The following is a 20,867-nucleotide window of genomic DNA, read 5'->3' on the forward strand; positions in this document are numbered from 1 at the left end:
TTTACTTCACCAATAAATGTTGACGGTCGAGAACGTTAGTAATGTGCCGGAACCAATGATCTGAAATCTTTGCCTTATCTTCATTCCAACCAATGTAACCACGGCTCTCGAAGTAACGTAAAACCCCAGTAATTTCAGCGATACTCAATTGAGTACAGTCGGACAGCACTTCAGGAGACGCGATTTCCAACTGCACAATAGAGCGCAACACAGCCAACATAGGTTTAGGCATGTTTTCGAGTTCTTGCGCTTCTGGCACATGAAACAATCTCACTACAGCTTGATCCGTCTCTTTATTCCGATTTAGAGAGAAACGGAAGAAACGCAAGGCGACAGTAGGGTTGCCATCTGAGTAGTGCCATAAGATCCGATAGAAACCTTGGCGAGCGCGTTCTTCTTCTGTCATGTCATCTTGATCCCACTGTTTGGGAACGACCAAGCCATCAAACGACAGCGGTTTTTCTAACTCGGTATTAATACGGCTTGTCAGTAGCTCACCGATTTGTTTCTCTGTCCAACGTGGCAGAAAGCAAACCAAATCAAACAACAAGCGTTCACCACGCGCTCTATCAACAAAGCGCCAACTAGACTTTGCAATCGACATCACTACACGGTGATTCTTTTTAGAACGACGCAATAAATTAGTTAAACGGATAAGATCAGATAAGCCTCCAACCATTGGTTTAACCAGCCTCTGAGCATTATCAATTGCGATCAAGTAAGTTGTTTCGCTTTTCCTTAAATGTGCCAAGATTTGAATTTCTGTAGCGTCTTCATCTAAACCAATACTCATGGCGAGGTGACATAGAAACTCTTGGTATCCGGCATAAGGGCAACTGACGTAAAGGGGTTCAGCATTAGAAACTTTGTGCAGTAAAGTATAAAGCAGAGTTGTTGACCCAATGCCACGTTCACCAGACACGATACAGATAGCAGGGCTGTCCGACATGAGGTAACGAGACAATTGTTTCACTTCGTCGCCAGCGTAATCAATTAGTGTGCTGTCGATCGAGCCCGGAAGTATGTATTCAAAAGTTTGATCGCCTTTGATTCGTACTAAGTTTTGCTGGCTTTTATCAAGATCAGATTGCTTTGCCACTTCGATTCTAAATAGGTAAGCCAAAGCTTGGCTAAACAGTGTGTAATTAGAAAGCAGACCCATTATGCGATGCTGACCGCTGTAGATACCCAACCATATAATGCCCAGTACTGTGGCTATTATATTAAGTAGGAAAGTGTCTTTGCGATTAACCGCCCAGTCGACCCATACTGGTCTTTCTGAGATATGCACAAGCGCGTCAAATACCTTTGAACGCCATAGTCGTAGAACAGATATCGTGACCAGTACAAACCATACGAACAGAGCACTGTAGATCCAGCTGTAAATGGTACCTTTACCAAGAGTTTTAATAGAGATCTGAAGGATTACGCCCGCGACAATAAAACTCCATACATAACGTCGGATAGTAGACAAACGGAGTGCTACGACTTCTTGGTTTGAAGTTCTACTCATACGATAAGCAAATTCGAGTATAAAGCTAATCGCGATCGAACCACCAAGTATCCACCACGTAAAAATCTCTAGGAAGATCAAGTGCTGTAGACTAGGCAAACTGGAGAGCACTCGCAATGAGATAGTGATAGCAATTAACCACGCTATCGCACGATGGGCACGGCTGATATACCAAACCAAACGGACCAAAAAAGGAGGGTTCTGCTTGGCTTCCAAAATATTAACTCGGAATAATTCGGTAAGACGCGTGCTGTTTGATAACCACCAGGCTAAACAGAAATAGATAAACAATACCTTCAATGAAGCCCAAATAACTGGGACCGGTGAAATGAAGATCTCTGTAATCAAAGCGTTGAAGCTACGAGTTTGTAAATACACCAAGTACTCGACATTCAGTTGAGTTAGCTGCCATTCCTGCTTAAATTGGGTTACACCATAAGGGCCGAAACCCGTTAGGCGATCTCTGTTCGCGTTCGTTGTTTGCTCTAACAGGTCCTGTTTACTGACGTTCAAACTTTTTAATGTTAAGTAACTCGATTCAACAAAGAACCACTGGTCTGAATCGGCCTTGTCTCGATATGTTTTGAGCTGTCGTTCAAACGTTTCGATTTGTTGGTTTTGAATTCGTATTACGTCAGCAAGCAAGATACTGACTTTACGTTTATCCGATTCGTCCATAAACAAAGGGTCAGGCAGTGCATCGATTCGTTTAGCCAGATTTTGAACAACCTCCGACACCTCAGGTTGTAATTGCACGTCATATTCCAAGTTGGCATTAACAGGCCAAGAGAGTAGGGCTAATGTGAGTAATAAGAAGCGCAATAATGAATGCATAAAAGTCTCTTAAAATTATGAGGTTAGGAATACTATAGTTAGTTAACCTTATTTTGTGAAATCTAACTCCGTTTGGAGATAAGTACTTTATTCTTGTTTCTTTCATCATGCCCATGATGCTGTCAGGTTTCAGGCTAGTATATGAGCGTCTTGCTATGCACGTGTTACTGATATCAAAGAAGTTTGTAAATAACTAGCTGTGCTAGAGAATTTGATCATTGTAGAGGACACATAAGCCCCAATATTGGTTATCGTTCTCTATTTTGTTGTTTCTAAAGAACAACGTTTTTAGCGGTAAGATAGAGAATAAAAAGTGTGAGTTAACTCAAAGTATAATTTGACTGGGTTATGCTCAATTAATGACGGGTAATTACAATCAAGACTTGCAGTTAAACCCTTGAACAAGTAACGTTGCGGCGTTTTTCACATTAAAAAGGTAAATGCATTGATCTCCACAGCAAATATCACTCAACAATTCGGTGCTAAGCCACTTTTCGAAAATATTTCAGTTAAGTTCGGCGAGGGTAACCGTTACGGTTTAATCGGCGCGAATGGCTGTGGTAAATCGACGTTCATGAAGATCCTATCTGGTGAACTTGAGCCAAGTGCTGGTAACGTAAGCTACGATCCAAATGAGCGCGTTGCTAAGCTAAACCAAGACCAGTTTGCTTACGAAGAATTCACGGTAATCGATACGGTTATCATGGGTCACAAAGAGCTTTGGGCTATCAAACAAGAACGTGACCGTATCTACTCGCTTCCAGAAATGAGCGAAGAAGACGGCATGAAAGTGGCTGACCTTGAAGTTCAGTTCGCTGAAATGGACGGTTACATGGCAGAAGCGAAAGCGGGTGAGCTTCTTCTTGCAGTAGGTATTGAAGAATCAATGCATTTCGGCCTGATGAGCGAAGTAGCACCGGGTTGGAAACTTCGTGTTCTATTGTCTCAAGTACTGTTTGCAGACCCGCATATCATGCTTCTTGACGAACCAACGAACAACCTGGACATGGACACCATCAAGTGGTTGGAAGATACGCTAAACCAACGTAACTGCACAATGATCATCATTTCGCACGACCGTCACTTCCTAAACTCTGTTTGTACACACATGGCTGATCTTGATTACGGTGAGCTTCGTCTTTACCCTGGTAACTACGATGAGTACATGACAGCAGCAACACAAGCTCGTGAGCGTCTACTTTCTGATAATGCGAAGAAGAAAGCGCAAATTGCTGAACTTCAAACGTTCGTTTCTCGTTTCTCAGCTAACGCATCTAAAGCGAAACAAGCGACATCTCGTGCTAAACAGATCGACAAAATTCAACTAGACGAAGTTAAAGCGTCTAGCCGTCAAAACCCGTTCATCCGTTTCGAACAGTCTAAAGAGCTATTCCGTAACGCACTTGTGGTTGAAAACCTATCTCAAGGTTTTGAAGAAGACCTTTACAGCAAGTTCGATGCGATTTTCGAAGTAGGCGAGCGTGTTGCTATTATTGGTGAGAACGGTGTGGGCAAAACAACGTTACTCAACACACTAGCAGGTGCTTTGGAACCTCGCACTGGTGAATACAAGTGGTCTGAAAACTCAAACATTGGTTACTATGCTCAAGATCATGCACATGACTTTGAGACAGACATGAACCTGTTTGATTGGATGAGTCAATGGCGCCAAGAAGGTGAAGACGAGCAAGTTGTTCGTGGCTTCCTAGGTCGTATGCTGTTTGGTCAAGATGATATCAAGAAGTCTGTAAAGGTTATCTCTGGTGGTGAGCAAGGTCGAATGCTTCTTGGCAAGATCATGATGCACAAGCCAAATATCCTACTTATGGATGAACCAACGAACCACATGGATATGGAATCTATCGAAGCGCTTAACTTGGCTCTTGAGAACTACAAAGGCACACTGTTCTTCGTATCTCACGACCGTGTATTCGTAGACTCGCTAGCAACTCGTATCCTTGAGATCAAAGACGGCAAGATCAACGACTTCCGCGGTACTTACGCTGAGTTCTTGAAAGCACGCGGCTAAGCATTAAGCAGGCCTTAGTTTCCAACTCAAGAGGTTGGAAACTTTAAGCTTTAACTAAGAAAACGCCGTCATACTGAAAAGCTGACGGCGTTTTTGTATTTATCTCTTGTGAGCCACTAACTCTTCACATCAGAATTTTACATTAAAAACAATTAGCGAATCACCAAGTCGAACTCACGCTTTTTGTCCGGCTGCTGATTGTTCACCTTTCACATCAAAGTCGATCTTGTCTGCACCCGTGAACACTTGGAAGCGTAAACCTTTAGCGCGAGCAATGGTTGTGATGCCGAACTTCTGAGCCAGGTCTAAGCCCATTTGCGTTACGCCAGAACGTGATAGCAGAACAGGGATACCCATCTGAGCAACCTTAATCACCATCTCAGACGTTAAACGACCTGTGGTATAGAAAATCTTGTCTTCACCTGACTCTTTGTTAAGCCACATCTCACCAGCCAATGTATCAACAGCATTGTGCCGGCCAACATCTTCAACAAACGATAGAACCTTGTCGTCTTTGCAAACCGCACAACCGTGCACCGCGCCAGCCTTCTTGTAGGTGTCGTTGTAATGAGTCAACGCTTCAAGCGCTGTGTAGATTTCAGATTGCTTAATCTTGGTTTGAGGCACTTGGTAATTTTCCAACTGCTTCATTACATTACCAAACATGGTGCCCTGACCGCAGCCAGAGGTTACTGTCTTCTTCTTAAGCGCTTGCTCAAGTTGGCTCGTGTCTTCTTTGGTGATAACCGCTGCAGAGCTGGTTTCCCAATCGATGATAATTGATTCAACCGCTTCAGGATCGGAAAGGAAGCTTTGGTTCTTCAAATATCCTAACACTAACGCTTCAGGACGTGAGCCGAGTGTCATCAGCGTGACTATCTCTTTCCAGTTCAACATGACCGTGAGAGGGCGCTCGCAAGCGATTTGTTTGGTTAACTTTTCGCCATATTCATCAAATACTTCAACTTCGATTGTCTGAAGTGGGTTTTCACTGGTTTTTATTATGTTTGGTTTTACCACAGTCATGTCCTACTTAATGAGACAGCGATGTTATGAGATAAGAAGTCACAAGAGCCATCCTATGACTCTGTAGAATACATTTGTTCGCTGTAATTTATTCAGTCTTAGTTTTACTTTAACTCAAGCATTTAGCAATTCTCATTCCAAAATAGCGGCTATTCGAGAAAACATGAAGCATTCGATTAAAATAGAGCAAATTATGAGAGTTCACGGGTAGAGCTGTCTGAATTTACGCGTATCGACTACCGTTATAAGGGTGACTGACTAGCAAAAGCAGCGATGTTTGTTGATGTAGGTTAGCGGTTATTGGCGTGTTTATTGCTTTATAGGGCTTATATGATTGCGCTCAGTACAAAATGTCCTAAGCACATTCAGACCAAAGAAAATCAATTGGGTGAAGTATGTCTGAGATAAAAGAACTCAAAGAACAATATGAAAAAACAGAAGCAGCTTGGCCAATAGGTGTCCAAAGAATAGAGAAAGAGATCAAGACAGGTATCTGGGTAACCACGCAATGGGAATTGACGGGATTTGAACTGTCACCAGAAGACGATACCCAAGACGTGTGTTTACTTCAGTTACACAAAGACGAGCGTACAGACTATCGTTTCAACCTAAGCTCTCAGCAACCTAAGCTTTTCTTAGTAATGGATAATGTTGATTCTGGTGTTAAGCCAATCATTCAGTTACTTACAGCATCACAAACCGTAGCAGGACAGTACATGGACGGAGACAACCAAGTGCTGTCTTACGACATGCCTCTTCCCGTACAAGCTTGGATGGAAGCATTCATCGGCCGTCATGGCGAGTTATTAGAAGCAAGACGCAAGAAACGTAAAGGGGTGGGCAGATCAAATGGCAACTAATTTCTTTAGCCGTTGGTCTCAACGAAAACTTGATGAATCCACTGACGAGCCTTTTGAAGCAGAACAAACACTGGAAGAAATAGAACTTACCTCCTCCGATTCTGTATCTTCTGAGATTCTATCTACTGATCTTTCACCTGCTGCTGCCGCAGAAGCACCTCAGCCTTTAGAAAGTGATGCTTTAGAAAGCGATGAAGAAGCTCATGCTGTCGACTCCCAAGATACGGCATCAGAATCGACTGAAGATTTGTCTGTTGCTCAACTATTAGTGTCGGAAGCCTCAGAAAGCGTAAAAAAAACCGCATTACGTAAATTATTCCTCTCAGAGGAGTTTAACGTGCGTGATGGCTTGGACGATTACGACGACGACTACAGCAATTTGAAGACTCTCTCTGAAGGTGTTGCAGAAACGCTTCGCGATTGGGTAAAAGACAAGACAGAAGAAGACACAGTAAACGAATCAGATCAAGTCGCTGATAATGAAGAAGAAATTTTGATTGATGAGGTTGATGACTCTATCAACGAAGCCGAAGTGACCGAATCAGAACTCAGTGAAAGTGACGAAATTGCGGGGGAACAAAAAGAACTGTATAAAAATACAGTAACCAGCAATAATGATACTGTGACTAACGAAGATACTTAAAAGAAGTGAGACAAAATATACCACACAAAGAATAGGTACATTTTGACTAAACACTCAATGAGCCGCTTGCGACAAAATGTCCCAAGCGGCTTTTTTATTATCTAAAGAGACTCAGAATCACACTAATTCATTGAAAATAATGAATTATTAATTTGGCATGGCACTTGCTAAATATCGTTCATTATCGACTTTTTTGTAGATAGGTTGAGTAAGGTTGAATGGATAATGAATAGCTAACGAAACAATTAGCTGTTAACTGATTACTCAGCAAGTTCTCTAACGCTAACTACAATGAAGGTTGAACAGATTATCCATGTCCAAAGATGGAACTGAGCAATGCTTAAACAATTATTAGAACAAGCAACTTCAAATAACGCTAAAGCAAGACTGTATGCATTTGAAAATACAGTCGAATTAACAAACCTAATTCCACCGACAGTCAGTTATGAGAGCGGGGGAAATACACTCATTATTGGTCCAACTGCGATCATCGAAAGTGCGGCTGCGCAATTACCTCAGCTAACTAGCCTAACTTTATTGTCGACAGATGGTGAAAAGGGCACAAACCCAGAATTGTACTTCGCGAATTCGGTTCAAGTATCCGGTTTCCTTGGCACGTTTGAAGTTGTGATCGAAAGTAAAGGCACATCAAGCAACCTAGCGAAAGTCGCGATTAATCACGATTGTTTCGATGTTGTTCTAGACCTATGTCTGAATAGCTGCATGACAGAAGAAGTGCCTGTACCGGGTTATTACCCAGTAGGCCGTGGCTATCCAAAACTGGCTGAAGCACTGGAAGAGATTCCAACGCTAATGGGCACATTTGATAAGCCTAAATTCTTCCGTTTAGACACAGACCTATGTGCGCACAGTTCACGTGGCGTTAAAGGCTGTGAGCGTTGTGTTGACGCTTGTCCTGCTGGTGCACTATCAAGTGAAGGCTCGGATAAGACGGGTCACAAGATCGAGATTAACCCTTATCTATGTCAAGGCGTCGGAACTTGTGCAACAAGCTGTCCTACAGAAGCGATTACCTATGCGCTTCCAAATCCTGACGACACTCAAAAATTCATTGAACGTACGCTAGCGAACTATGAGCAAGCGGGCGGTCTGGCTCCAATCGTACTCATCTGTAGCTCTCGTCATGAAACCTACAATGTAATGGCACTTAAAGCGCTACCAGATAACGTGATTCCGATTGTTGTCGAAGAATTGCCTTCTATCGGTATTGATACTTGGTTTGCAGCGCTAGTGAATGGCGCAACTCAAGTTCTGTTTGCAGCTTCTCGCTTTATGCCAGAAACCATCATTCGTGTTCTGAATAGCGAAGTCGGGATTGCTCAAGAACTGCTAGACCAAATCGGTATTCCAAAAGAAACCATCGATATCCTTTATCTAGAGTCGCTACGTGAAGGTCCTCCGACATTGTGTGTGGATTCATTCGATCTTGCACTTGGTGATCTTCAAGGCAATAAGCGTCAACGCCTGTTTACAGCACTTGATGCAATGTCTTCGTCTCGTATTCCAGTTGAGAACATTGTTGAGCTTCCTTCGAATGCACCCTATGGCACGGTTTCGTGTGAAAGCAAAGATTGTACTTTGTGTATGAGTTGTGTGGCGGTTTGTCCGACACGTGCTCTGCATACCGATGGCGCATCTCCATCCCTTAAATTTGTTGAACAAGACTGTATTCAATGTGGTCTGTGTGAAAAAGCATGTCCTGAGAATGTTCTCACTCTGACTCCACGTATGAATTGGGTGAAAGAAGAACGTCAACAAGCGGTTGTGATTCATGAAGAGAAAGCCGCGGAATGTTTACGTTGTCATAAGCCATTCGCACCACAGTCTATGATTGACATGTTACAGGATAAGTTACGCGGTCACTCTCATTTCTCAGACGAGACAGCAATTAATCGTATTGCGATGTGTGAAGACTGTCGAGTGGTGGATATGTTCGACTCAATGGCTCAAGACCCATTGAATCAATTGAAATACTAGGAGTTGGCATTGGAAACTAATTTAGATCAAGAACAGACACTAAGAACTGAAATCTATTTGGTTCTTTCTGCATTGTTTCGTAGCGCACCTTCTGAAGAGCTGATTGATTTCCTAAAGACGCTAGACATTGAAGCGTCTGAGAGTGCGATGCAAAAGGCTTGGATTGCGATTCAACAAGCGGCAACCGAATCAAACCGCGAAGCACTACAAGATGAATATCAGAATCTTTTCATTGGCATTGGTCGTGGGGAGATTGTTCCATTTGGATCTTGGCATAGAACAGGATCGATGATGGAAAAACCATTAGCTGAGATCCGTCACGATCTTGAATTGCTTGGCATTGAGCGTGATGAGCAGGTTAAAGAGCCTGAAGATCATATCGCGGCTCTTTGTGAAGTAATGGCGATGCTAACCGATGAAGAAGACGCGCTACAACAAGCCGTTTTCAATAAACATATCGGTCCTTGGTTTAACTCATTTACACGTCAGCTTGAAGCAGCAGAGAGTGCCAACTTCTACAAATCTGCAGCTCAGTTATGTGAAGCATTCTTAACGTTGGAGCAGGTTCGTTTCAGCGTGAATACAAAAAGCAGTAAACACAAATTAAAGATTGATGTGAAAAACGTCACTGATTACGAGTAATCGAGCAGTACGCGATTATATCGATAGAGGGGCATGAAGCCTCCAAAAAGATCTACCGCAAGGTAAGGAAGCAATGATGAAAGATAATAAAGAAATAGATACAAGCCGTAGAGACTTACTCAAAGGTTTAACGACTGCAGCCGTTGCTGGTGCCGTTGTCGCTGGTACAACCAAAGTGGCAACCGCTTCAGAAACTGTTGAAATGCCTAAAAAAGACGTGAAGAAGACGGGCTATCGTGAAACGCAACATATTCGCGATTACTACGACACACTTTAGGAGATAACGGATGAAACTTGTCAAACGCTCCGATAGTGTGAGCAAAGAAACCAATCAGTTAGGTGTGTCTCGTCGCGCGTTCATGAAAAATACTTCATTGGCTGCTGGTGGTGCGGTAGTAGGCGCAAGTCTATTCGCTCCGGGCATGATGAAGAAAGCACAGGCTAAATCAGTCGACCCTGAAGCGAAAACAGAAGTGAAACGTACGATCTGTTCTCACTGTTCTGTGGGTTGTGGTATTTACGCTGAAGTTCAAAATGGCGTATGGACGGGTCAAGAGCCTGCTTTCGATCACCCATTCAACGCTGGTGGACATTGTGCAAAAGGTGCTGCACTGCGCGAACATGGCCACGGTGAACGTCGTCTTAAGTACCCAATGAAATTGGAAGGCGGTAAGTGGAAGAAGCTTTCTTGGGAACAAGCGATTGAAGAAATCGGCAACAAGGCGCTAGAACTTCGCAAAGAGTCTGGCCCTGATTCGGTTTACTTCCTAGGTAGTGCAAAACACAGTAACGAACAAGCTTATGCATTCCGTAAGATGGCGTCGCTTTGGGGCACCAACAACGTTGACCACCAAGCGCGTATTTGTCACTCAACCACAGTAGCCGGTGTTGCGAACACTTGGGGTTACGGTGCAATGACAAACTCGTTCAATGACATGCACAACTGTAAATCAATGCTGTTCATTGGCTCGAACCCTGCAGAAGCTCACCCAGTTGCGATGCAACACATCCTGATCGCGAAAGAAAAGAACAACTGTAAGATCGTGGTTGCGGATCCTCGTCGTACGCGTACTGCTGCGAAATCTGATCACTATGTTTCTCTTCGCCCAGGTTCAGACGTTGCGTTTATCTGGGGCATCTTATGGCATGTATTTGGAAACCAATGGGAAGACAAAGAGTTCATTCGCCAACGTGTATTCGGCATGGACGAGATCCGTGAAGAAGTCGCGAAGTGGAGCCCAGCTGAAGTTGAGCGCGTTACTGGCGTAAGCGAACAGGACGTTTACCACACAGCAAAACTGCTTTCTGAAAACCGTCCGGGTTGTATCGTTTGGTGTATGGGTGGTACTCAACATACTACAGGTAACAACAACACACGTGCTTACTGTGTACTTGAGCTAGCGCTAGGTAACATCGGTAAATCAGGCGGCGGTGCAAACATTTTCCGTGGTCACGATAACGTACAAGGCGCAACCGACCTTGGCGTACTGTCTGACACACTTCCAGGCTACTACGGTCTGTCTGAAGGTTCTTGGCGCCACTGGTCTAAAGTCTGGGACGTTGACTTTGATTGGATCAAGGGACGCTTTGACGACAACGCATACGGCGGTCAAAAACCAATGAACAGTGCTGGTATTCCTGTCTCTCGTTGGGTTGATGGCGTACTTGAAGACAAAGACAAGATTCGTCAGCGCGAAAACATCCGTGCCATGTTCTACTGGGGTCATGCAGTGAACTCTCAGACTCGTGGTCCAGAGATGAAGAAGGCGATGCAGAAGCTGGATATGATGGTTATCGTTGACCCATACCCAACGGTTGCAGCGGTAATGAACGATCGTACTGACGGCGTTTACTTGCTTCCAGCTACTACTCAGTTTGAAACCTACGGCAGTGTAACGGCATCAAACCGTTCGCTTCAGTGGCGTGACAAGGTTGTTGATCCTCTGTTCGAATCCAAGCCTGACCACGAAATCATGTACCTTCTTTCTAAGAAGCTTGGTTTCTCTGATCAGCTGTTCAAAAACATCCGTGTTGAGAACAACCAACCATTGATTGAAGACATCACTCGTGAATTCAACAAAGGTATGTGGACGATCGGCTACACAGGTCAAAGCCCAGAGCGTTTGAAAGAGCACCAACAAAACTGGCACACGTTCCACAAAACCACGCTTGCTGCAGAAGGCGGCCCAGCGAATGGCGAAACTTACGGTCTGCCTTGGCCATGTTGGGGCAACCCAGAGATGAAACACCCAGGCACACATATCCTTTACGATACGTCTAAGCCTGTTGCAGAGGGCGGCGGTAACTTCCGTACTCGCTTCGGTGTCGAATTTGAAGGTCAAAGCCTGTTAGCTGAAGACAGCTACTCAAAAGGCAGCGAAATCAAAGATGGCTACCCTGAGTTCAGTGACAAACTGCTGAAACAACTGGGTTGGTGGGACGACCTAACAGCAGAAGAAAAAGCCTCGGCTGAAGGTAAAAACTGGAAGACTGACGTTTCTGGTGGTATTCAACGTGTGGCTATCAAGCACGGTTGTATTCCGTTTGGTAATGCAAAAGCGCGTGCGATTGTTTGGACATTCCCAGATAGAGTGCCACTACACCGTGAGCCACTTTACACACCACGTCGCGACCTAGTCGCTGATTACCCAACGTGGGATGACAAAGAAGCAATTTTCCGTGTTCCTACGTTGTACAAGTCAATTCAAGACCAAGACAAGTCTGGTGAATACCCGATTATCCTGACTTCTGGTCGTCTGGTTGAATACGAAGGTGGTGGTGACGAAACTCGTTCTAACCCTTGGTTAGCAGAACTGCAACAAGAGATGTTTGTTGAAGTAAACCCAAAAGACGCAAACGACATCGGCTTCAAAGACGGTGACGATGTTTGGGTCGAGGGCGCAGAAAAAGGTCGTATTAAAGTGAAAGCGATGGTCACACGTCGTGTGAAACCGGGTCTGGCGTTCATCCCATTCCACTTCGGTGGTAAGTTCCAAGGCGAAGATTTGCGTTCTAAATACCCAGAAGGCACTGATCCTTACGTTATTGGTGAAGCTGCTAACACAGCAACCACATATGGTTACGACCCTGTCACGTTGATGCAGGAAACGAAAGTAACCCTTTGTAATATTCGTAAAGCGTAAGGAGTCTTAAAATGGCTAGAATGAAATTTCTTTGTGACACCAAACGTTGTATCGAATGTAACGGTTGTGTCACTGCATGTAAGAATGAAAACGATGATGCCCTGGAATGGGGTATTCAACGTCGCCGCGTTGTGACACTGAACGACGGTGAACCGGGTGAAAACTCAATATCAGTAGCGTGTATGCACTGTACTGATGCGCCTTGTATGGCAGTTTGTCCTGCAGACTGTTTTGAACATACCGAAGACGGCATTGTACTTCACAATAAAGATCTTTGTATCGGTTGTGGTTACTGCTTGTTTGCTTGTCCGTTTGGCGCACCTCAATTTCCTAAACAGGAAGCCTTTGGTGAACGCGGTAAGATGGACAAATGTACCTTCTGCGCTGGCGGCCCTGAAACAGAACCAGGTTCTGTTGAAGAGCGTCAAAAATACGGTGCGAACCGTATTGCTGAAGGAAAGCTACCAATGTGTGCTTCGCTTTGTTCGACAAAAGCGCTACTTGCCGGTGATGCTGAGCAAGTCTCTGATATCTTCCGTCAGCGTGTTGTAGAGCGCGGTGCGAAAGGTGCCGGTTGGACAGACGGCAACGACCTTTCTTACGATGCGATGAAGAGCTAGTTAGGAGAGACATATGCTTACAATGTTTAAGCGTCTCTTCCTTGTAGTGCTGCCAATGTTGGCAGCACTAACAGTGCTTTCTCCTATGAGTCATGCATCTGAGACGAACTCATCACAAACTCAATCGAATAGTGCAGAAAGAGAAATCACACAACTTGCTGGCGCCGATTTTTGGCGACAAGTAAGAAATGGTGAGGAAGGTTACACCACATCTCAATCTGCTGAGCACGGTGTGTTAATCAGTGCCCCTGGGCAAACATGGTACATACTGAAAGAGAAGTGGATGTCGCCAGCCGGCGCTGTTGCTATCTTTGGCAGTATTGCTTTCGTTACTCTAATGTACGTTGTGATTGGCCCACTAATGCTGAGCGCACCAAGAACAGGCCGTAAGATCAAACGTTGGTCTCGACTTGACCGTGCTTTGCACTGGAGTATGGCGTTTACCTTTTTAACACTGGCGTTCAGTGGTTTGATGTTGGTTTACGGTAAGCACTTCTTGAAGCCGTACATTCCAACGGACCTTTGGGGCTTCATCGTTCTATTGGCCAAGCAATACCACAACTACATCGGCCCGATCTTCTATGTGTTATTGATGTGCGTACTGATCAAATGGTGGCGCAAATCGATTTTCAAAATGGTCGATATCCAGTGGTTCATAAAACTGGGTGGTATGGTCGGGAAACATAAAGGTTCTCATCCATCTGCAGAGTTTTCTAACGCGGGTGAGAAAGCGCTATTCTGGCTATTGATTGTTATGGGTAGTGTCGCTGCGATCAGTGGCTTGGTTTTGGACTTCCCAATTTTTGGTCAAACTCGACGTGATATGGAGCTTTCAAACCTTGTTCACATGTTGGCGGCTCTGATCCTTATTTGTGGTTTCGTGTTCCACATCTACATCGGCCTGTTCGGTATGGAAGGCGCGCTAGAAGGCATGGTAACAGGCGAAGTTGATGAGACTTGGGCTAAAGAGCACCATGACCTTTGGTACAAAGAAGTGATGGAACAAGAGAAAAACGGCGCTGAACAAAGCGCAAACGTAGCAACAGAGAAAACAGAAGAGGTGAATAAGAATGAACAAACCTCATAAAGGTATTTGGGTCGCTTACATCCTAAGCTGCTTTACACCATTTACTTGTCTTCTCTCTGGTGTGGTCGCGATTATCTACGCAGGCTATCGTTTAGATAAAGGGGAAGACGGCGAAGTCGTGGATACCCATTATTACGGCTTGATTCGCTCTTTCTTCTTGAACTTAACGTTCTTTGTGGTGCTTATCGTAACGGTAGCGACCTCTAATGGCGTGTTGATCGGTGTGAACGATTACTGGTATCAAAACCATATTATCGATTACATCGCTTATTACATTCCATATGTAGGTATGTTATTCGGTGGTATCGCAATTGTGGTTTGGTTTATCCGCATGTATCAAGGTATGCAGCGTTTAAGTCAAAACCTACCTCAAAACCCTTCAACAGGACCGAACCTCTAGCTCTAACTAGCAAGCGAATGGAAGAGTTAAGCTTCGAACTAGCGCGATAACGACTTGCCCAGAGCAATAGTTATTTATAAAGCCCAGTGATTCATTTCACTGGGCTTTTTGTGTTTAAACACCTAGATAACTACAAGCAGCTCTGAGTCACTCAACTCTGAATAAAATTCGCCCCATAGACCGCTTCAATATGGTGCAACTCCCTATGTTGGTGCAATCGTTCATGTGGCTTTTCCGCCCTCTAAGAGCCAAGAACGTGCAGCGGGAAATTTATTTAATTTTAATCAACAACTTAAAAGTCAATTCTGTTGCACGAAAATTACGCCATGCAGTTGGAACACATCTTGCGTTCACTGTTGAGTCTTTAATTAATTACATCATTGAATCGCACGATATCAGTGCAAATCAGATAAAGCGAAGGAGAATGCTTTAATGAGTGAAACGGTGACTCAAGTTCATAGTGCAGTACAAACCCTTACCCAAAGTTCAGATACTTTATTCCTATTACTCGGTGCCATCATGGTCTTCTTGATGCACGCTGGCTTCGCCTTTCTCGAAGTCGGTACTGTTCGAAAGAAGAACCAAGTCAATGCGCTGGTTAAGATTCTCTCGGATTTTGGTGTATCCGCTATTGCTTACTTCTTTATCGGCTACTGGGTCGCTTATGGCGCGCACTTTTTTACCGATGCTGAAACGCTATCACAAGGTAATGGATACGAACTGGTTAAGTTCTTCTTTCTAATGACCTTTGCAGCGGCTATCCCTGCGATTGTTTCTGGCGGTATCGCAGAGCGTGCACGTTTCTATCCCATTTTGATTGCGACACTGTTTACCGTTGGTTGCATCTACCCATTTTTTGAAGGCATCATTTGGAACGGTAACTTTGGCTTCCAGGCGTGGCTAGAAGGCCAATTTGGTTACGGATTCCACGACTTCGCGGGCTCTGTTGTTGTTCACGGCGTTGGCGGTTGGATTGCATTGGTCGCAGTTTACTTCCTAGGCATGCGCAAAGGCCGTATCCGCGCTGGCAAACACACCAACTTCGCACCGTCGAACATTCCATTCTTAGCTCTGGGTTCGTGGATCTTATGTGTGGGTTGGTTTGGCTTCAATGTGATGTCTGCTCAGGCTATTAATGGCATCAGCGGCCTAGTTGCGATGAACTCATTAATGGCAATGGTCGGCGGTATTCTTGCGGCGCTTGTGGCAGGAAAAAATGACCCAGGCTTTATCCATAATGGGCCTTTGGCTGGTTTAGTCGCGATTTGCGCTGGTTCAGACTTGATGCACCCACTAGGCGCTTTGGTGACGGGCGGCGTTGCAGGCGCTTTGTTTGTTTACTTGTTCACGTTCATGCAAAACAAAACACAGATTGACGATGTATTGGGTGTGTGGCCTCTACACGGCGTGTGTGGCGCTTGGGGTGGCATCGCAGCTGGCATCTTCGGTCAGCAAGTATTCTGGGGGCTAGGGGGGGTGAGTTTTGCTTCTCAGGTTGTCGGTACGTTAGCTGGTATAGCTGTTGCTCTGACTGGCGCTTTGATTGTTTATGGCGTGCTGAGCAGACTAACTGGCTTACGTTTGAGTGAAGAAGAGGAGTTCAACGGTGCGGACCTTTCAATTCATAAAATCTCTTCTATCAATGAAGACTAACGCTAGTTGCAGCGTTGAGTTGTAAGCTATTCAAGTAAATATAAATTAAGAAAACAGTGAATAATAAGCGGCTTCGGCCGCTTTTTTGTGTCAGTTGAAAACACATCGAAAGCTTCGGTAAGAAAGCCAAGCGATAGCCAATCGAGTTATGTCACAAATAACCAATGAATTCAGTTGGCTAAGACTATGGTCTAATTCCTAAAACTATTGTTGAAATTTGATCAGTGCTAAGCTGTTACAAAGTGACATATTGAAAAGGACGTTATATGCATTTCCCATATCGAAATATCGTAATTCTTACTGGCGCAGGTATTTCAGCGGAGTCAGGGATTCAAACATTCCGAGCACAAGACGGGCTATGGGAAAACCATAAAATCGAAGATGTCGCGACACCTGAAGGCTTTGAAAAAGATCCTGACTTAGTACAAGCTTTTTACAACAAACGTCGTTCCGGATTGCAAAGTGACAGCATTCAACCAAATTCAGCCCATAAGGCGCTAGGTGAGCTTGAAGACAAACTCGATGGCAAAGTCACGATCATTACTCAAAATATCGATAATCTGCATGAGAGAGGCGGTAGCAGCAATATCATTCACATGCATGGTGAGCTACTAAAAGCACGCTGTAGCGAGTCTAATCAGGTTATCGAACATAAAGATGACATCGACACTGGTGAGCTTTGTCATTGTTGCCAGATTCCCGCGCAAATGCGTCCACACATTGTTTGGTTTGGCGAAATGCCTCTAAGAATGGGCGACATATATTCAGCGTTAGAAGACGCAGACTTGTTTATCTCAATCGGTACATCAGGTGTGGTTTATCCAGCGGCCGGTTTTGTACATGACGCTAAAATGCATGGCGCACATACTATCGAAATAAACCTCGAACCAAGTGCAGTTGAAAGTGAGTTTGAAGAGAAGCGTTACGGCAAAGCAAGTATCGAAGTACCTAAACTGGTTGGTGAACTGCTGAGCACGGAGCCAGGATCTTTAACGGCTTAATTAAGGTATAAAACGACGACAGGCTGAGGCTGGTCGTTGTTATGCCAGCTCTACCCGAGCAGCGTCTACTAGGAACCATTTAGGGTAAACAAGTAAGTTGTCGTTTTGTTTGTGTATATCCATACAAAACACTTAAAACTCGTCTGTGTCAGAGCGCTGGGCTTTTTTCATGACATACATAGCTTTATCAGATTCAATCAATGCTTGTTTAAAATTTTCTCGTTGGGCAACTTCGATACCGTATGAAAATGATATGTCTTCATCAAGGAGTAAGTTGGTAACTTGTTTAATAAACTCCCCACCGCGGCCAAGTTGAATGGTTGCTACAAACTCATCGCCGCCAACACGAAACACCATTTCATCTTCAAGTACTACCTGATTTAGTGCTTGAGAAAAACGAACAATCATTAGATCACCGACTTGGTGCCCTTGGTGATCATTCACTTGCTTTAACCCATCTAAGTCGAAATAAATCAGCTCAAATTCTTCAAGCTTAATCGCATCGAACTTTTTACGATTATATAGTCCTGTAAGCTCATCTTTCTTACTTTGGTCTTTTAAGTGGGTATTTAATTTAGTGATACCGATGGCGATTAACAAAAAAGCAATTTGAAGTAAGCCATCTTCGAGAAAGGTATCAATTAGCTCATTTTGGTCAGCCCATTCATCGAGATATTGGACTTCACTCGATACATCATAAAATAAATTAAAGATAAGTAGCAGTGAGCCGAGCATAAGTGTTCTATTTCGGCGAATAGAACGGCGAGCAACAAAGCAGATATATGTCGTAATGACGAGCGTATTCGTTTCAAAGAACAGATCGTAATTAGAATCAACTTGAATAAGTGAGTTCAGCCCAAACAAAAGGAGTGACGTTAGAAGCGTTAAAATCACAACGAGTAGAATAGGGTTTGTTGGCATAACAAATAATACTCCGTATTGCTTCCTTTTAATCTTCTATAAAGTGTAGATAAAAATAAAGCGGCTTACGCCGCTTTATTAACCTATCGGTAAAAATCTAGTTGTTTACTTTAAGTTTTTGGAAGTACTCGTCATAAATGACGCTCGCTTCGCCAACTTCATCTTGCCAAACGCCGTTATCCATCACTGATTGTGGTGGGAAAATACTCTTATCTTCAGCAAATTCTTTAGGAAGAAGAGGGTAAGCCGTTTTAACTGGCGTCGGGTAGCCGATCTCTAGAGCAATTTTAGCTGCGTTTTCAGGACGAAGAAGGAAGTCGATCATTTTATGTGCCGCTTCAGTGTTCTTAGCGCCTGCTGGAATCGCTAGGCTGTCCATCCAGAAAATAGCGCCTTTCTCTGGCCAAATAATGTCAATTGTTGCGCCTTCTTGACGCGCCATGTAAGCAGAGCCATTCCAAAGCATACCAAGAGATACTTCACCCGCTAAGAAAGGGTTCGCAGGGAAATCTGAGTTGAATACCAATACGTTTGGCATTAGCTTACGCAGTTCTTCGTACGCTTCTTTGATTTCTTCAGGGTTAGTCGTGTTTGGAGAGTAACCTAGCTTAGACAGGGCAATGTGGAAAACCTCACGAGAGTCATCCATCATCATCAATTGACCTTCCCACTGCGTATCCCAAAGATCACCCCAGCCTTTAACTGAAGACTTATCTAGCATATCTGAGTTAATGCCAATACCTGTTGCGCCCCAAATATATGGTATCGAGTAGTTGTTGCTTGGGTCAAATGGCTTATCTAAGTAATTTGGGTCCAAATCTGCAAAGTGGCTTAGCTTGGTTTTATCAAGCTCTTGAAGCATGCCTTCTTTACGCATCTTAGAAACGAAGTAAGTCGAAGGAACCACTAGGTCATAACCTGTACCTTGAGTTTTTAACTTAGCGTACATGCTTTCGTTAGACTCATAGGTTGAGTAATAGACTTTAATGCCAGTTTCTTCGGTGAAGTCTTTTAGTACTTCATTTGGAATATATTCAGACCAGTTGTAAAAATACAGTTCTTGGTCAGCTGCGAAAGAGGGCGTAGAAAGTAAAGTAGCAGCACACAATGCGCCGGTATACAGTGTCTTTTTCATTACTGTTCCGTTCATTTGTTTGATTTGGAGCTGGGTAGTGAACCCAAAGTAAAAGGATTTTTAAAAATCGCGCTAGATTATATCAGCGATATAACAAAATAGGCAGCCTAAGCTGCCTATTCATTGATATTCTTATTTTTAACTTGTTTATTATCTAAATAGCCTTGTTAAGTAAACCAATGACTTATTAGCATCTGGTGACCAGAGCAACTAGACAACTAACTCTCTTACTGACCGGATTTAAGCTTCATGAAGTAATCTTCGTACTTCACGGTCTTGTCGCCAACCGCAGCTTGCCATTCAACACGGTCAAGGTCTTCTTGAGATGGGAACAGAGCAGGGCTGTCTTTAAACTTCTCATTAGACGCTTTAACTGCCGTTAGGTAGCCTGTGTCACGAGAGATTTGCTCTGCGATTTCAGGGCGAAGTAGGAAGTCGATCATCTTATGAGCCGCTTCTACGTTTACCGCACCAGAACTGATTGCAAAGTTATCAACCCAACCGATGCCGCCTTCTTTAGGGAAAATCAGTTTAATTGGTAACCCTTCATTTTGCGCTGCAGCCGCAGAACCGTTCCAAAGCATACCAAGACCTACTTCACCTGCCATGTACGGTGCGCCTGGATTGTCTGAGTTAAATACGAGAACGTTTGGCATTAGCTTTTGCAGCTCAGCGTAAGCTTCGTCGATCTCTTTCTCGTTGGTTGTATTACCTGAATAACCTAACTTGCGCAGTGCGATGTGGAACACTTCACGCGTGTCGTCCATCATCATCAGCTGACCTTCAAGCTCCGGCTTCCATAGGTCAGCCCAGCTTTGGAAGTCTTGTGGGTCGTACATGTCTGTGTTAACAGCAAGACCTGTGATCGCGACTACGTGTGGAATAGAGTAGTCGTTGTTCGGATCATATGGCTTATCTAGATAGTTTGTATCTAGATTCGCAAAATTGTTTAGCTTGGTTTTGTCGATCTTTTGAAGCATGCCTTCGTCGCGCATTTTAGACACGAAGTAGGTTGAAGGAACCACAAGGTCGTAACCTTTATTGTGTGTTTTTAGCTTTGCGTACAAAGTTTCATTCGACTCGTAAGTCGAGTAAATTACCTTGATACCAGTTTCATCAGTGAACTGTTCTAGAATCTCACTGTTGATGTAAGGCCCCCAGTTCATGAATACCAATTCTTTGTTATCTTTTGCAAAAGATGGTGCAGATAACATTGAAAGCGCACATGCACTACCAGCCAATAGAGTAGCCCATTTTTTCATTGACGTTAGCTCCAAACTAAACGTGGCCCGAAGGCACTAGATAGAAAAACAGAACGGCAATTTACCATTCTGTTTATGATTAACACTTTGTAGAACATGA

Annotated in this window: 16 protein-coding genes and 1 pseudogene; 12 read left to right on the top strand and 5 right to left on the bottom strand. The window is 44.0% G+C overall.

From position 1 onward, the window contains the following. Window position 1: 1 nt before the first annotated feature. Entirely contained in the window at window positions 2-2,347 is a 2,346-nt protein-coding gene (locus ACED48_RS02430; RefSeq protein WP_017057277.1) for an ATP-binding protein, read from the bottom strand. Window positions 2,348-2,792: 445 nt separating this feature from the next. On the opposite strand from ACED48_RS02430, the gene ACED48_RS02435 reads away from it, so the two are divergent. After that, entirely contained in the window at window positions 2,793-4,376 is a 1,584-nt protein-coding gene (locus ACED48_RS02435) for an ABC-F family ATPase (protein ID WP_017057276.1), read from the top strand. A 174-nt stretch (window positions 4,377-4,550) separates the two neighbouring features. Here the strand turns inward: ACED48_RS02435 and fdhD are convergent, their stop codons facing one another. Then, complete coding sequence (gene fdhD / locus ACED48_RS02440; protein ID WP_029627115.1) at window positions 4,551-5,396, bottom strand: formate dehydrogenase accessory sulfurtransferase FdhD; 846 nt, start codon at window positions 5,394-5,396, stop codon at window positions 4,551-4,553. A gap of 401 nt (window positions 5,397-5,797) precedes the next feature. Between fdhD and ACED48_RS02445 the strand changes: the two genes are divergently transcribed. The 11 genes and pseudogenes from ACED48_RS02445 (at window position 5,798) to cobB (ending at window position 17,449) form a co-directional block, all read left to right on the top strand. Further along, on the top strand, window positions 5,798-6,262 hold the full coding sequence (locus ACED48_RS02445) for a DUF3305 domain-containing protein (RefSeq protein WP_017057274.1): 465 nt from the start codon (window positions 5,798-5,800) through the stop codon (window positions 6,260-6,262). After that, window positions 6,252-6,940, top strand: a pseudogene (locus ACED48_RS02450) (DUF3306 domain-containing protein). The gene ACED48_RS02445 and the pseudogene ACED48_RS02450 overlap by 11 nt, the downstream one beginning before the upstream one ends. 301 nt (window positions 6,941-7,241) lie before the next feature. Continuing rightward, entirely contained in the window at window positions 7,242-8,903 is a 1,662-nt protein-coding gene (locus ACED48_RS02455; RefSeq protein ID WP_017057272.1) for a 4Fe-4S dicluster domain-containing protein, read from the top strand. A gap of 9 nt (window positions 8,904-8,912) precedes the next feature. Then, window positions 8,913-9,545, top strand: coding sequence for a molecular chaperone (locus ACED48_RS02460; RefSeq protein ID WP_017057271.1), 633 nt, complete (start codon window positions 8,913-8,915; stop codon window positions 9,543-9,545). A gap of 76 nt (window positions 9,546-9,621) precedes the next feature. Continuing rightward, window positions 9,622-9,822, top strand: a complete 201-nt coding sequence (locus tag ACED48_RS02465; protein ID WP_017057270.1) for a twin-arginine translocation signal domain-containing protein — start codon at window positions 9,622-9,624, stop codon at window positions 9,820-9,822. A gap of 10 nt (window positions 9,823-9,832) precedes the next feature. Beyond that, on the top strand, window positions 9,833-12,688 hold the full coding sequence (locus tag ACED48_RS02470) for a formate dehydrogenase subunit alpha (RefSeq protein ID WP_017057269.1): 2,856 nt from the start codon (window positions 9,833-9,835) through the stop codon (window positions 12,686-12,688). Between the two features lie 11 nt (window positions 12,689-12,699). Beyond that, window positions 12,700-13,308: a formate dehydrogenase FDH3 subunit beta gene (fdh3B, locus tag ACED48_RS02475; RefSeq protein WP_010440854.1), complete on the top strand. Its 609-nt coding sequence runs from the start codon at window positions 12,700-12,702 to the stop codon at window positions 13,306-13,308. Between the two features lie 13 nt (window positions 13,309-13,321). Continuing rightward, window positions 13,322-14,395 (top strand): formate dehydrogenase subunit gamma, encoded by a 1,074-nt coding sequence (locus ACED48_RS02480; RefSeq protein ID WP_017057268.1) that lies wholly within the window; start codon window positions 13,322-13,324, stop codon window positions 14,393-14,395. Next, entirely contained in the window at window positions 14,379-14,795 is a 417-nt protein-coding gene (locus ACED48_RS02485; RefSeq protein WP_017057267.1) for a hypothetical protein, read from the top strand. Before ACED48_RS02480 ends, ACED48_RS02485 begins: the two co-directional genes overlap by 17 nt. Window positions 14,796-15,227: 432 nt before the next feature. Beyond that, window positions 15,228-16,448, top strand: coding sequence for an ammonium transporter (locus ACED48_RS02490; protein WP_017057265.1), 1,221 nt, complete (start codon window positions 15,228-15,230; stop codon window positions 16,446-16,448). A 266-nt stretch (window positions 16,449-16,714) separates the two neighbouring features. Further along, window positions 16,715-17,449: a Sir2 family NAD+-dependent deacetylase gene (cobB, locus tag ACED48_RS02495; RefSeq protein ID WP_017057264.1), complete on the top strand. Its 735-nt coding sequence runs from the start codon at window positions 16,715-16,717 to the stop codon at window positions 17,447-17,449. A 132-nt stretch (window positions 17,450-17,581) separates the two neighbouring features. Here the strand turns inward: cobB and ACED48_RS02500 are convergent, their stop codons facing one another. The 3 genes from ACED48_RS02500 to ACED48_RS02510 all read right to left on the bottom strand — a co-directional run bounded on the left by ACED48_RS02500 (window position 17,582) and on the right by ACED48_RS02510 (window position 20,767). Then, window positions 17,582-18,370 carry a GGDEF domain-containing protein gene (locus ACED48_RS02500; protein ID WP_017057263.1) on the bottom strand — a complete coding sequence of 263 codons (789 nt, stop codon included), beginning with the start codon at window positions 18,368-18,370 and terminating at the stop codon, window positions 17,582-17,584. 97 nt (window positions 18,371-18,467) lie between these two features. Beyond that, the gene (locus ACED48_RS02505) at window positions 18,468-19,505 is read right to left on the bottom strand and encodes an extracellular solute-binding protein (RefSeq protein ID WP_017057262.1); all 1,038 of its coding nucleotides are present in this window, start codon (window positions 19,503-19,505) and stop codon (window positions 18,468-18,470) included. A gap of 227 nt (window positions 19,506-19,732) precedes the next feature. After that, the gene (locus ACED48_RS02510; RefSeq protein ID WP_017057261.1) at window positions 19,733-20,767 is read right to left on the bottom strand and encodes an extracellular solute-binding protein; all 1,035 of its coding nucleotides are present in this window, start codon (window positions 20,765-20,767) and stop codon (window positions 19,733-19,735) included. Window positions 20,768-20,867 lie beyond the last annotated feature (100 nt).

It is taken from the genome of Vibrio sp. 5S239 (genome assembly GCF_041439575.1).
Classification (GTDB): Bacteria; Pseudomonadota; Gammaproteobacteria; order Enterobacterales; family Vibrionaceae; genus Vibrio; species Vibrio kanaloae.

Excerpts from the sequence above, each read along its gene's own strand:
- ACED48_RS02500 (WP_017057263.1), bottom strand. The coding sequence starts at position 18,370 with ATGCCAACAAACCCTATTCTACTCGTTGTGATTTTAACGCTTCTAACG.
- ACED48_RS02490 (WP_017057265.1), top strand. The coding sequence starts at position 15,228 with ATGAGTGAAACGGTGACTCAAGTTCATAGTGCAGTACAAACCCTTACC.
- ACED48_RS02445 (WP_017057274.1), top strand. The coding sequence starts at position 5,798 with ATGTCTGAGATAAAAGAACTCAAAGAACAATATGAAAAAACAGAAGCA.
- ACED48_RS02505 (WP_017057262.1), bottom strand. The coding sequence starts at position 19,505 with ATGAAAAAGACACTGTATACCGGCGCATTGTGTGCTGCTACTTTACTT.
- ACED48_RS02465 (WP_017057270.1), top strand. The coding sequence starts at position 9,622 with ATGAAAGATAATAAAGAAATAGATACAAGCCGTAGAGACTTACTCAAA.
- ACED48_RS02430 (WP_017057277.1), bottom strand. The coding sequence starts at position 2,347 with ATGCATTCATTATTGCGCTTCTTATTACTCACATTAGCCCTACTCTCT.
- ACED48_RS02510 (WP_017057261.1), bottom strand. The coding sequence starts at position 20,767 with ATGAAAAAATGGGCTACTCTATTGGCTGGTAGTGCATGTGCGCTTTCA.
- ACED48_RS02455 (WP_017057272.1), top strand. The coding sequence starts at position 7,242 with ATGCTTAAACAATTATTAGAACAAGCAACTTCAAATAACGCTAAAGCA.
- ACED48_RS02470 (WP_017057269.1), top strand. The coding sequence starts at position 9,833 with ATGAAACTTGTCAAACGCTCCGATAGTGTGAGCAAAGAAACCAATCAG.
- ACED48_RS02480 (WP_017057268.1), top strand. The coding sequence starts at position 13,322 with ATGCTTACAATGTTTAAGCGTCTCTTCCTTGTAGTGCTGCCAATGTTG.
- cobB (WP_017057264.1), top strand. The coding sequence starts at position 16,715 with ATGCATTTCCCATATCGAAATATCGTAATTCTTACTGGCGCAGGTATT.
- fdh3B (WP_010440854.1), top strand. The coding sequence starts at position 12,700 with ATGGCTAGAATGAAATTTCTTTGTGACACCAAACGTTGTATCGAATGT.
- ACED48_RS02485 (WP_017057267.1), top strand. The coding sequence starts at position 14,379 with ATGAACAAACCTCATAAAGGTATTTGGGTCGCTTACATCCTAAGCTGC.